General features: G+C 29.3%; 8 protein-coding genes. 3 read left to right on the top strand and 5 right to left on the bottom strand.

Going from position 1 to position 13,575, the window contains the following annotated elements; translation table 11 throughout:
* Nucleotides 1-40 precede the first annotated feature (40 nt).
* From A0O34_RS11940 to A0O34_RS11920, 5 genes are all read right to left on the bottom strand, one after another.
* On the bottom strand, nt 41-5,242 hold the full coding sequence (locus tag A0O34_RS11940) for an AAA domain-containing protein (protein WP_066754907.1): 5,202 nt from the start codon (nt 5,240-5,242) through the stop codon (nt 41-43).
* A 701-nt stretch (nt 5,243-5,943) separates the two neighbouring features.
* On the bottom strand, nt 5,944-6,402 hold the full coding sequence (locus A0O34_RS11935) for a hypothetical protein (protein ID WP_066754905.1): 459 nt from the start codon (nt 6,400-6,402) through the stop codon (nt 5,944-5,946).
* 27 nt (nt 6,403-6,429) lie between these two features.
* Nucleotides 6,430-7,584, bottom strand: coding sequence for an RHS repeat-associated core domain-containing protein (locus A0O34_RS22350; protein ID WP_066754903.1), 1,155 nt, complete (start codon nt 7,582-7,584; stop codon nt 6,430-6,432).
* Between the two features lie 9 nt (nt 7,585-7,593).
* Nucleotides 7,594-8,709, bottom strand: a complete 1,116-nt coding sequence (locus tag A0O34_RS11925; RefSeq protein WP_066754901.1) for a hypothetical protein — start codon at nt 8,707-8,709, stop codon at nt 7,594-7,596.
* Nucleotides 8,709-10,160: a hypothetical protein gene (locus tag A0O34_RS11920; RefSeq protein ID WP_157886008.1), complete on the bottom strand. Its 1,452-nt coding sequence runs from the start codon at nt 10,158-10,160 to the stop codon at nt 8,709-8,711. Before A0O34_RS11920 ends, A0O34_RS11925 begins: the two co-directional genes overlap by 1 nt.
* 135 nt (nt 10,161-10,295) lie before the next feature.
* Between A0O34_RS11920 and A0O34_RS11915 the strand changes: the two genes are divergently transcribed.
* From A0O34_RS11915 to A0O34_RS11905, 3 genes are all read left to right on the top strand, one after another.
* On the top strand, nt 10,296-10,544 hold the full coding sequence (locus tag A0O34_RS11915; protein ID WP_066754897.1) for a helix-turn-helix domain-containing protein: 249 nt from the start codon (nt 10,296-10,298) through the stop codon (nt 10,542-10,544).
* A gap of 198 nt (nt 10,545-10,742) precedes the next feature.
* Entirely contained in the window at nt 10,743-11,594 is an 852-nt protein-coding gene (locus A0O34_RS11910; protein ID WP_066754894.1) for a hypothetical protein, read from the top strand.
* A 145-nt stretch (nt 11,595-11,739) separates the two neighbouring features.
* Entirely contained in the window at nt 11,740-13,566 is a 1,827-nt protein-coding gene (locus A0O34_RS11905) for an NACHT domain-containing protein (RefSeq protein ID WP_066754892.1), read from the top strand.
* Nucleotides 13,567-13,575 lie beyond the last annotated feature (9 nt).

The raw sequence follows: 13,575 nt of genomic DNA, 5'->3' as shown, positions 1-13,575 counted from the left end.
CATTTTTAAACATTATTTACAGTGAATTAAACTAATACACTTACAATAATTCTGTATTATATTTTAACAGCTCCCATTCTGTATCATAATAATTATTATAAATAGATTTTCCAACTGAACTAAAGCTTTCAAAAACTAGACGTTCTAATCCACTCTGTATATTTTTAGGAAGCTCGCAATATTGAACCTCATCATAGTCTTGATATATAACTTTATACCCTTGCAGATGGAGAGTGTCTCTAGCCGATATATTTTTTGTTTTATGAGCTTTAAACAAATAATCATCTTTTTTCTTAATTTTCAAGCCAATAATTGACTCATTTTCAATCAACTTTAAATTTAACAGATTAGCATTTGGGTTCTTACCATTGGCGTAATGATAATCTAATCTTTTATCTAAGATTGATTTAACATTTACTTTATTAATATGTCCGTTGTCATAACACTGCAACAAGAATCCATTAACATGTTTTTCTTTAATTGCAATAGAAAAAAGGCTTTCTGAATCTTCATAATCCTGAACTTTATAGGTATTATTTTCAAATAAATTAAAATACCTTAAAACTTTATCATTATCTCTAATCTCTTCTTCAAAATCTTCACTAATAAATTTTTCTTCAGATGACTTATCATCTTCTATAAAATCACCATCTAACTCAGATGTACTCGAAGTGCGAACTGTAGCCAAATCATCTTCTATTAAATCAATATACGATTTGTATTTTTTTTCTAGTTTATATTGATTATCTGTATTTACAATATTTTCGGAATCCTCATATTTAACAGTATCATCATGAAATATATCACCTTGAATATCTTCAGTAACTAGAAATTCAGTTTCAGTTTCAAGAATTACTTGAACATCATTTTTTGTATTAATTTCAATAAATGATTTTATTCTTTCAATTTCCTCACTCGGATTTCTTTTGTAATTAGAATAAACAATTCTACATATCTTCCATCCTACTCGTTCCAAGAACTCTTGTCTCTCAATATCATACGCTACATCTTCAGGTAATGAATGAAATGGGTCTCCATCACATTCAATGGCAACCATCTTACCATTGTTAATTACCACTAAATCTATTTTAAAATTGACATATACATTTTTCCCTAATTTATGATTATAAAATACTTCTGGCTCCTTTACATTATATTGTGGTAAAATATTATTAAATCCAATATCTATAAGATGTTTGGCAATATCTCTTTCAAACCAGCTATCAAAAGGTTTAGGTACATTATGCCTATAACGTTCAATTTTATCAGTAGAAATTGTCAGTACAGGAAATGGTTTAGGTTCTTCATAAAAAAAATTTAATATTTTATTTCTAAAATCCAATGCTTGTAGATGCTCAGCTTTAACTGAGTGAAACAATATCATTTGCTCCTTTGCTCTACTTAATGCTACATTTATTTTTTTAAATTCGTCTTGGTCACTTATGATTGCTCTTGGCTTCGCATTTTGGTTTTCCTGTAACTTTTGATAATCAATCGCAACACCTAACGATATAATCATTACATCCCTTTCGTCACCTTGAAATTTAGGAGAGTCCTCGATTATTATTTTATGTTTATCTATTCTTTCCTTTCCAAACTCATTTTCTAATTCTTCTTTTATATCTTTAAGCTTTTCAGTATGTTTAGTCAACCCAAGACTGACAACTCCGATAGTTTTATTGGAATATTCTTTTTTGTTTAATATTATTTTTAAAAATTTTCTTATTTCTTCTATCTCTCTATTAACTACTTTTTCTTCCGAAAATGCATTTTCTACAAAGACTTTTTCTTTTGGATTAAGCCTATTTGAATTAATTTGTTTTAAAGGGCGAAGATTATTATCATAAAAATGAAACTTGGAAAATTCAATAATTTCTGGCACACATCTGAAATGCTCTCTTAGCATTAAATTTGAAGCTCCTGCAATCATTTTAGATAATGTAAATAAACTGTTATCACTTTTAATTTGAATTGCGTTAATTCCTAAAAATTGTAAATATTTATTTTTAATACTTTCAAAATCATTACTATCAGCTCCCGTCAAACTAGTTGGTGAAGTCTGTTTATCATCCCCAACAATTATCATATTTTCGGCATAATAACTTAGAATAAGACTATTAAAATCCAACTGACTCGCCTCATCTACAATGATACAATCAAAAATTTCAGGTTCATTTCCTATTGAATTTAAAACATCATTGAACTTCATTACCCAACAAGATAATTTTTTACTAATCTCAATCCCATTATTTCGAGTCACAATTTGATATTGTGTCTGATTCTTAATTTTTCTTACACTTTGAGATTGATTATATCTGTATTGCTCTAAAAGATTTATAAATGCATCAATTTCATTGTCACTGAACTTTTCTTTAAAGTTCTTTTTTGCCAAATCAAATAATATTTCACTTTTAATTGTATAAATCTTATTATTTATTTGTGAGAGCTCTTCTGTAAATCTCTGAAAATCTACATATTGATTTTCCTTTAAAAAATAACTTGCAGAAAAAAATTCGAAATTCTCTTTAGTTATATAATTTTCATCAATAGTATTTAAAAAATCAAAGGTGTTAGGAAGTTTTGTTTTAACAAAATTATTCAAACGAGTAAATTCCTGCTCGCTTTTTATTTTATTCCCAATTTCCAAAAATCTATTTTTTAACTTTTCAAATACATCTTCGTTAATTATATTATCTACAGGCAAAAATTCATTAAAATCTTGTCTTATGCTAGACTTTTCAATTATTGAGCTTATTTCTTCTAAGATTTTTTCTTTTTGCTGAAATATCGATTCAATATTTCTAAAATTTTCTAATTCTTCTTTAAATAAAATTGCTTTTCTTGACAAAGCATTTATATCAAGTAAATTTATTTTAGTGTAATCAGAAAAAGTAATAAAGTCAGAATTAAACTCAATTTTAGAAATAGCATCTTTATTTCGTTGAACCTTTAGTAAGGTTAAATTCAAAACATTTACCTTGTCAGATAGGTTTGAGTTTTCTCCAATAATTAAAGTATAACCACTATTCTGTAGTATAGTATAGTTATAATTTAAAATAAGTAAATTTTCTATTAAGGATTTTAATAATTTAATTTCTGTTTTTGTGTTACATTTCTTACCATTAATAGTGAATTCTTCCAGATAAGAAACAATCTTAAAGCCTGCCTTTAAACGAGTAAAAAAACCTACTTTTTCTTGTTCTGAAAAAGAAAGGTAAGTTTCAATATCCAATAGATATTTAGCACCATTTGCTATTAAATCAGAAAATGATTTATTAGAATTTAGAATATTATTTTTATAACTATTGTTTAGTTGGTTTGTAACATTATCTAAGTCTTTTAAACTATTAACTACAATATCAGTATTTGAAAATTCATTACCTATCTCAATAATTTTATCAAGATTTACTTTTAATAGACCTCTTTTATTCCCTTCTGTTAGATTTAGATAATTTAGAATTTGCTTATATTGCTCTTTAATAGTTAGATAGTTTTTAAAATCAAAATTTTCTAATTGCTCTAAAATAGATGTTATATCAATGTCTGTAAAAGCACTATATTTAATTTCTGTTTTTCCTAGGCTCCTTAACTTAACAATAGAAGCTTTAATAGAACTAAAATCCTTTAAATCTGAATCAGATAATACATCTTTTATCCAATTCCACTCTTTCAAGTCTTTTCTTTCAAATTTTTCAATAACTTGAAAAGCTCTTAGATTATTAAAAGAGTCATTAATAGTAATTTGTTTATATTCTTTTTCTAATGCATGAATTATTTGAAATTTAATTTTTACATATTCTGACTTCAAATTATCTAAATCACTTAACTTTGATTCAGTATCGTAATAAAAATCATCTGTCAAAATTTTAGAAATATTTCCTATGCTTTTCTCTAAAGAAAATCGATTTTGATTCGTTTCTAATTGAATTTTAGTAAAAATCAGGTCATCAAAGGTTTCTGGTATTTTATCTAGTAAAGATTCTAAAGCCTTATCTGTCTGTGCAGTAACCAAAACTCTTTTACCTTGTGCTAATAAAGAACATAATATATTAACGATTGTATGTGATTTTCCTGTACCAGGAGGTCCAGTAACTACAGTTAATCTATTTTTAAGGTAATTTTCATATATCTGTTTTTGTTCCTTATTAAAAGGCAAGGGGAAAAATACAGAAAAATCATCAGCTCCATTCAAATGCTTAAAACTTGATTTATTCTTCTCAAATAATTCGTCTATAAAATAATTAGCTTTAGTATATGAATTATTATTTATAGCTTCTGGATTTCTTATTAATAAATTAAATAACTTAGCTTCAACATTATTATCATCACTAAATTGTATTATTGAGTTAGTCAGCTTTTCAAAAAAGCGTGGTTTTTTATATTTAATATTTATTGCTGGTGAATAAGTAATTCTAAAATAATCTTCTTTATAAAAATCTTTTTCAGGTTTAAAGATAGAATCTATAAAAATAGAGTTACTAGATATTCTTTGAAGATATTTCGAGAGAAGTTCTCTTAAATCATCATTAAAAATATACTCATATCCATTTTCTGAAATCTTTTGGTCAAATCTATCAATTATATTAGATAAGATTTCCTTTTCACTTGGTGTATTATTTAAAAAAAAGAAATCTGCATAAGGGTCTTCTTTTTCTGAAAAACTGATTTTAATGGAATTACTTGAATCCAAATTTAAAGACAAAGGAAAGTGAAATAAATGCTGATTAGTTTTCGATAAATTCCCATTATTATTAAATTTTGAATACTGTATCAATCCAATACTCAAAACAATCTCTAAATTCGAATCGTTTCTAATATCATTATAAGCTCTATATAATTTAGAATATAAATCTTTATTTTTTCGAAAATTTTTTAATTTTTCTATTTGTTTCTTACCTACTTCAGAATTGCTAAATTCTTCCAAATCCTCTTCAGTTCCAGCTATACTTTTAAATAGATTTTTTGCCTCATCAAATTCAATGATATCAACAAATTCATCTGGGATTATTATAAGAGGTTTAAGTTGTTTTTCTAAAGTAAATATTGACAATTGCTTCTTAAATTGAGAAGAAAAAATTTCCAGTAAAGTAGTACTACAAACCCCTTCATTTACAAAATTCTCAATATCATCTATCCATATAAAATTACTTGAATTCCCTGAAGATAATATATCTTTTACCCCTCTTTCAAGTAGCTTTTTGTATTCCTTTAAAAATGTTATGTATTGGCTTAATACATTCATCAGCTTTAGATTATTAGTTTAAAATGTAACTTTTGCATCCAGCCTGAGATTTTCGACTAATTGCATTTAACTTCACAAGTTACAAAATTTTGTACTTGATAATATTATGGGATTCCATAAATATAAAACCAATTTAAAAGCCCATACTTTTAGAAATTTTAGCTTTTGCTTTCTCCATCATCAATCTTACTGATACATGTTAGTAATTGGTTGTGTTCAGTAAAATTTAGCAAATAAGTATTGGGAATGTTTTCATAGAGATTCGCAGCAAAGCTTTACGTCCAATTACGGAAAAATAATTTCTTAAATAAGAAAAGAAACAGACGTAGCTTGTCTACGGTATTTCTGAAAAAAATAATTTCCTCATTTTTAGAGGAAATTTTTAATATCACTATATGCATTGTAACGACTTAGAGGCTTTGTTTTCCATTTAAGTTGCTGATATTCATCACACTTCTTATTACAAAAGGCAGATTGAAATTTCATCAATTTTTCATCACTTTTTGATGTTCAAAAAATAAACAAAAATCGAGGTGTAAGCATTTAACTATATTCCTGAAAACAATAACTTCTCCCATTTTTTGAGAGAAGTTATTCTTTTTTTTTATCTTGTAAGACAATATATTCGATATTTCACACGTTAACAATTTAAATATCAGTATTTTATTAAAAACAAATAGTAGGTTTATATTTAGTCCTATTTACCTGTGAACATTCCCCCTTATAGAGTCTTTAAATATTAGATTTTCCCCTTTGATTTTATAAATATATTCTGGATACATTGCATCATTTATTACAAAGTCTTTTAAAACAAACTTATCCAAATCTCTTTGAATGTATTTCTTTACAAGATTTTTTCCAATTCTGTTTTTATCAATAATGTATGTGGCTTTTAAAGTTTCATCTTTATAAATGCCATAAGGATTCTTCTCTTCAAGATTAACTCCAATCGGACTAAGTGAGACAGATAGAGTGCTATCCTGATAAAAATAAACTTCATAAACATACATTGAATTTTCAGGTACCTCTTTAAAAGGATTTTTTTTCTGGTAATCTATAAGAACGTTATATAAATTATCATTTAAATCCGTATTGTTTTTTTTCTCTTCACATGAAGTAAACAAGAAAAAAATAAAAGCAAAAATTATTGTAATTTTCATTATTCTGAATCTTAAATTATTGTTTATTTACCTAGCAAGCTTAATTCCTGTAGGTGTAACATTATATAGATTTCCTGATTTTGGAAAATAAGTTTGATATTTGTAATTGATTGGTTTGCCACTACCATTTCCCCTTACGTTATAATAATCCCCAGAAATTTTTGTTCTTCCATTTTGTTCTTTAAAGCCCATAGAGTTTATTTCTGTAAAACTGCTATCATAAGTATCTTTGCTCGGATGATTATGTTTCAGTTTTATTTCACTTCCTTCTGCAACACCAATTTGATTCATACCTGGTGACCTTTCGTCCGAGTTGTACGTTTGTAGAGAGATAAATTTTTTATCGTTTATTTTAAAGTCAGTCAATGAAAATTCAACTGTAGAATTTTTGGCTGAGAAATCAAATAACTTAGACATATCATTTTGGGTAGATTCCGTACTTTCTTTTATAGCTTGGTGATAGGCTGGATAGCTATCTGATGTATTTCCATCTCTATAGTATTGTAACTGACCTACAATACCTTTTTCAACTGTCACACTATTACTTTTATCCACGTTACCTTTCTTATCTGATGCAAATAAAGTATCAGTTTTATCATCAGTCTTCTCTATAAGCTTAACCTGTCCGTTTTGAAGTAACTGGAAGTTGTCAAGAACACCTCTTCCATCAGGGTCAATGTTCTTTATTGGGTTATTCATAACCATGTTATAAGGTGACCAGCTTGAATATTCCTCACTTAACGGGTCAGGAGAGAACCATCTGCCCGCAGTATCTAAGTACGGTTGCGCATCTGGGTCACTTAAATCTATCTCCCTGAACTCAACAATCTCTTTGGTCTTTCTGTTGAATCTTACAGAGCCAATACTTACAATAGAATCCTTGTCATGGAATTCCAAGTACTTTCCTTTGCTTAAAGTAGCTACTTTGGGATAGTAACCATATTTCTTAAATGGGTTTCCAGCCTCAATGTTCTTTCTTCTCCTTTCTGCTTCCTCTGGAGTTAAAGGGTCTCTGGATTTTAAAACCTCATCCATATAAGGTCTGTTTCTTTCCTCTTTAGTAAGTTTTACAGGGTTTACAAAAGGTTTCTCTGCTTTGAGTTTAGTGTGAGATTTACTTTTTTCCTGTGCTTGTGTAAATCCTGCTATAAGTACAAAACCAGTCAATAAAATTCTTTTCATGGTCATTTGTTATTTCGTAAAGTTATTTAATAATTTTTTATTCTCGTATTTTTCTCTTTCCGTTCTTAAAGAAACTAACCAATCCAGATACATTTCCTCTGGCATTTGCCTGTAACCAATCTCATAGATGTGAGTGTATTCTTTTGTCATTAACTCCATGAGTTCTTTGGCTTTTGGGTCTTGTTGAGCCTTTTTTATGTTTTCAGGATTAGTGGAACTCAAATTCTGTTTATCCATAAGCATTTCAAACTGTTCTTTGTGAGTTTCAGCTTTCAGAATTAAGGCTTTAGCAAAGTTAGGATAAACTTCTAAGGCTCTGTTTATAGCTTTTAATACAAATTCTCCATCATTATCAGGAAAATTTCTGTTGTATGCTTGTGCTAAATCAAACAAGCATAGAGCAAGACTTTCTTTATTGTTCAGTGCCTTCATAAACACCCCATTTTTGATAGCATCCAAATGAATGAATCCCGAAGCCATTAACCATGAATCCTGTGGAAATATCCCACTTGTAAGCTCTGTATTATACCAACCATCAGATTTGATTTGATGCTTGATATAAACATGGTTCGGTGCTAATGCCAGATTGGCTTCTACTCCCAATTCCTCAGCTAAAATTTTGTACAGATAAGGCATAGAATTACAGTTCCCTTTTTTGGTAGCCAGAAGTTTAGATACAAATAAATTGGTAATGTCTTTATGACCGAATACATCCTCAAAATCATAGTTGAAAGGTTTGTACTGGATTACTGTATCTTTAATAGCAATGGGCAGGGTCTGGCACATGATGGAATAGACTGCTGCATACTTGCTTACTTTGTCTTTGTCTGATTGTTTATAGGTTAAATCTCTACTCTGAACAATAGCATTGGCAAAGCCTTTTAAAAAGGCTATTTCTTGATTTAATTTGTCTGTGTCCAACTTACCCTGATAGTAAGCATTTTCCACACTAAAAACAGCCTCTTTGAAGCTGTACTGCTGTTTGTCATTCAGCATGTTGTCTATGGTTTGATAGGCTTCGTTATAAAACTGGTTATTTTGTGCCTTAACTGTTCCAGTTCCAGCACTCATCAATAAAAATAGTAGAGATAGGAATAAGGTTCTATATAGTAAATGTCTTTTCATTATAAATGTTTTGGGTCTATTGGGAAATACTGGGCTTTCTCCTTAGACTGGTCAGATTCTTTTTTCTTTTGTTTCTGGGCTTCCTGTAGTTTTTGCTTTTGTTTTTCAGCATTAACCTGTCTCATTCTTTCAGCAAGTTCTTCACTTTTCTGTCTGTTAGCTTCACCTTTCATATTACCCAGCCACTGCTCGTAAGCTCCCTCTGGCATCATTACAAATCCTAAGTTATCAATGTTGTTAAACTGGGCTTTGGTCTCTTGTAGTAAAGCCAATGCTTTAGGATAAAATCTAATGTTTTGAAGTTCCTCTGGATTTTCAAGGTCTTTAATTCCTAATTGACTGGCTACATAAGTCAATCTTGCCTGTTGATACATGGATTTAAGCTGATTGGCATAAATGTTATTGGGTGAGTATTCAAGTGCTTTATCCAAAGTTTTTCCCACAAACTCATCCATACCATACTTATGAGCATACCCATTGGCTAAATCTGCATAGAACTGGGCTAACAATTCTTTTTTACTCAGGCTTTTCATGTAAATGTCATTCTGTAAAGCTTCTGATTTTATATAACCTGATTCCAGAATTAATGAATTGGCTGTAAAAATGCCATTGGTAAGCTCTGCATTCTGCCATTCTCCCTCTTCATCTAAAAACTTAATGTAAGTATGATTAGGTGCATAAGCTAAAGAGGCTTCTGTATTCATTTCTTCTGCCAACATCAAATACAACAAAGGCATGGAATGGCATTGTCCTGAGCCTGTTTTTAACAGTTTGGAAACAAACATCTTTGAATGGTCTTTTTGACCCATGTAATCCTCAAAATCATATTTGATAGCTTTGTGCTGAACTCCTCCCAGTTTCATGTCTTTAGAGAAGTATTCAAACACCATCAGATTTTTATCTGTATTGCTTTCTGTATCTTGTTTTCTTTCCTTCATTTTCTGCAAGAGTTGTTTTGCAGTTTTCTGAATTCCAGATTTAAACTGATTGTAGTTTTGTTTACCTCCATAGTAAGCATTTTCCACAATGAAATTGGCTTCACTTATAAGGTAGTTTTCAGTATTAAGTGATGCTAATTGAGTGTAAGCATCATAATAGGCTTGTGTTGCTGCCTTACTTGACAAAGATGGAAGGTTATAAAATGAATGTTCTAAGGTTTGTTGTCTGGTGTATTCTTCCTGTTTACTTCTGGCTTCCTGCTCCTGAGCTACTCTCTTAAAATCCTCCTGAACCATTTTCTGGTTTTGCTGGTCTATCTGTGAGTTTCTTTGGCTTTGTAAACCAGCATGAGGAACAGAGGGAACGTTTGACCTTGCTGGGCTTCCATAGTTTGGATTGGAAAAGTTACCCAGACTATTTGGATTGGGAGCTTGAGAAGTGGGAAAATTGGGAATCTGCCCAACTCCATATAAACTTAGAGACAACAAGCTCAAAACTTGTAATTTTTTCATCATAGATATTAATAATTCGTGTGTTTTGGTGGTTGCAATTTTACAAAAATTTCTACAAAAGTAAAAACAGTTTCCCATCACAGTAAACATTAATGTTTACCCACCGAGCAAATATAAAAGATAATATTGACATCAATGTCAATAGACCCTAACAAATTTACATCCTATCAAAAGAATCTGGGAGAGAGGCTTAAAAGCATCAGAGAATCCAAAGGGTATTCTTTGACTGATTTAGCATCTCTATGTGATTTGGAAAAAACTGCTATTTCCAGAATTGAAAATGGCAGAACCAACATCACCTTTAAGACTGCCATTGTACTTTGTACAGCTTTAAAAATTCAGCTTAAAGATTTCTTTGATATTCCAATAAATCAAGACCTTTAATTAAATTCTTTTTTTTCATATCAATTAATTTTATCCAAATGTAGGATAGGGTAACGACAAAACATGTCACATTAAAATTTTATTTAAAGTTATTATGAAAATTACATGATGAGAATTTTTATTCCATTCTTCTTACTTTTCATCTATAGATTCTTACATAAGTATTTTAATTATATTTGTTTTTATAAACATCTAACCATGACCAAAAAGAGTGACGAATTAGAAAATGATAACAACGCACAAGAGAAAGCAAACCAGAAAGAAGACAATCGTCCAGTATGTGGTTTAATAATGCCAATTGCCGACACTGAGGGCTACCCACCAGGGCATTGGAAAGAAGTCAAAAAAATTATAACATCTGTAGCTGAAGATGCTGGATTTAGAACCAGACTTGTCAGTGAAAGCGAAGAGACACATGTAATTCAAAAAACTATTGTACAAAATGTATTCTATGATGACATAGTGATTTGTGATGTCAGTTCAAAAAATCCAAATGTTATGTTTGAATTAGGATTAAGATTTGCATTTGATAAAGCAACAGTAATTATAAAAGATAATGAAACTGGTTATTCATTCGATACTAGTCCTGTAGAACATGTTAATTATCGAAAGGACTTACGCTTTTCATCAATTGAAGAATTTAAAAAGGATTTATTTGAAAAACTAAAAGCTACCTTTAAAAAATCAAAGGAAGCTAATCACTCCATGTATCTACAGGACTTTGGTAAATTTGTTATTAAAGAATTAGACACCAAAACTGTTTCAGAAAATCAATACATTCTAGAAAAGCTGAATGAAATGCAAAGAGAAATTAAGAATCTCTCGATTACTGATTCAAAAGATATCAGAAAAGACGAATTTATCATTAATAGCAATACTAGTAAAGAAGAGATAAAAAAGTTAGTCAAATCTCTTTTCATCGAGTATACTAACCAAGGAGTCGATTTTTCTAAAAACAGATTAGCAGAGTTAATTAGCATAACTCTAGAAGAAAAATATAAATATATAATTTCTAGCCGAACGATTTCAAGGTACATGGAAGAATTTTAATGGAATGAAAGTCAACTATAGTTTATAAAAAACCCGTTGTTTTCCACCTTTAAATTCAATTTATTTAGATGTCTAGCTTGTTGAGTAATCAACCTGACTAAAAAAAGAATTGTTAAATTGCATCTTAATCAAACTAATAAGTATTATGGGATTTGCTACTGCTGGAATTGCTTTAATAAATGCACTTAAAGAACCTCTTTTTAAAAAAGCCAAGGAGTATGGAGATGAATATATATTTCTATATCAAAACGGTTTAGTTGAATATATTGATAACTATTTGGAAAAGTTTTCAAAGATTAAAACATTCATACATAGAGATATTAGGATTCCATTTTACGATGTATTCTACCCTGTATCTATTGTTACCTCCGCTAAAAAGCCAGTTAAAGATATAATTGAGCTAATAGAAGAAAAAAGATTTGTTACAATTTCTGGAAATGCTGGTAGTGGCAAAAGTATGCTCACGAAACATATTTTCATGTCTTGTGTTGAAAGTAGCAAATCAGTACCCATACTGATTGAGCTAAGACAACTCAATACATCAGATAGCAACATTGAAGAGTTAGTTACAAAAATTATCACAAATAATAATATTTCACCTAGTGATAAGATAACTGAAAAAATTCTAAGTGAAGGCAATTTCATCTTTATAATAGATGGTTACGATGAAATATTTTCACAACACAAGGAGAAAATCACCCGAGACATAGAGCAGTTCGTAGACAGATACAGTAATAATAAATTTTTAATTACATCACGCCCTGGAGCTGGAGTTGAATCCTTACAAAGGTTCGACAATTATTCAATTGGGGCTTTAAAAAGCACTGACATTAAGAAATTTGTGAAACTACAACTAGATAAGTATGATAGGCAATTAGGAAAAAAAATTCTAGAAGAGATTGAAAATCCTGTAAATAATGATTTTAGACACTACTTGTCAAGTCCATTGCTTCTATCGATGTTCATTTTTACATTTAAAAACTATCCAGAATTGCCTAAAAAAAGAAGTAAATTTTATTGGAATGTTTTTGATACCTTGTGTACTAGACATGATTCTTTTTCAAAATCTGGTGGTTGGCAACACGAAAGACAGTCTGGCTTAAAAAATGAAGAATTAGAAAAGATTTTATGTTGGTTCTCATACATTTCTTTATTCACTGGCTCATATACTTTTGATTTAGATTATTTAAAAAATAATATTCAACGTATAATTGATACCAAGATTAATGGAACTTCGGATTTAGAAAAAGTAATTTATGATTTAAGCGTATCCTTATCTATGCTTATCAAAGACGGAACATCATATACTTTTCCCCACAAATCATTACAAGAATATTTTGCAGCTTCACTAATAAAGTCCTTAGATTACAGTCAAAAAAAAGATGTATATACTAAAAAGCTTGATGCACTAGTAGAAAATTCGTATGGTGGCAATTCAAACTTTTACAATTTATGTTTTGAATTAGATAACATAAACTTTTTAAACCTTTTAATTTTTGAAAATCCAAATTTCAATTTTAATCGTGATTTAAATACTGGTTTAGAAAAAACATTAGAGATTTTTAAAATTTTGGAGTATGAATTACTATTTACAGGTACTTACGTAAAAGAATATTCATTCAAACTGGAAGGCATGAGTGGCAGTAATAGCCCTGTTATTGATTTCTTAATCAACAATGTTCATCCTGACATCAGCTTTAGTAAGGTGGATACAATATTAAAAGAATCAACAGAAATGCTTTCATTACTAAAAGAAAAATCAACAACAAAAGAATTTATTGGCGAAGATATCACAATGTGTAAAATACTGCAATCAGATTTAGCCAACCCTATTGTTGTTAAATTTTTTGAAAAATCCTTGATTATATCAGCATGCTCATCCTACTACGATTATTTCAAGGAGCAACTTAGCTTTTACGAAAAGTATATAATCTCAGAACAAGAAGGTACCGAAGATTTGTTGGATATTTAAAACGGTATA

The organism is Chryseobacterium glaciei (genome assembly GCF_001648155.1).
In the GTDB taxonomy this organism is placed as follows: Bacteria; Bacteroidota; Bacteroidia; order Flavobacteriales; family Weeksellaceae; genus Chryseobacterium; species Chryseobacterium glaciei.
The sequence above is the reverse complement of the archived record's forward strand: the minus strand, read 5'-3'. Positions and strand labels throughout refer to the sequence as shown.

Bases quoted from the DNA above. Each gene is read 5' to 3' on its own strand.
- A0O34_RS11940 (WP_066754907.1), bottom strand. From the start codon at position 5,242: ATGAATGTATTAAGCCAATACATAACATTTTTAAAGGAATACAAAAAG.
- A0O34_RS11935 (WP_066754905.1), bottom strand. From the start codon at position 6,402: ATGAAAATTACAATAATTTTTGCTTTTATTTTTTTCTTGTTTACTTCA.
- A0O34_RS22350 (WP_066754903.1), bottom strand. From the start codon at position 7,584: ATGAAAAGAATTTTATTGACTGGTTTTGTACTTATAGCAGGATTTACA.
- A0O34_RS11925 (WP_066754901.1), bottom strand. From the start codon at position 8,709: ATGAAAAGACATTTACTATATAGAACCTTATTCCTATCTCTACTATTT.
- A0O34_RS11920 (WP_157886008.1), bottom strand. From the start codon at position 10,160: ATGAAAAAATTACAAGTTTTGAGCTTGTTGTCTCTAAGTTTATATGGA.
- A0O34_RS11915 (WP_066754897.1), top strand. From the start codon at position 10,296: ATGTCAATAGACCCTAACAAATTTACATCCTATCAAAAGAATCTGGGA.
- A0O34_RS11910 (WP_066754894.1), top strand. From the start codon at position 10,743: ATGACCAAAAAGAGTGACGAATTAGAAAATGATAACAACGCACAAGAG.
- A0O34_RS11905 (WP_066754892.1), top strand. From the start codon at position 11,740: ATGGGATTTGCTACTGCTGGAATTGCTTTAATAAATGCACTTAAAGAA.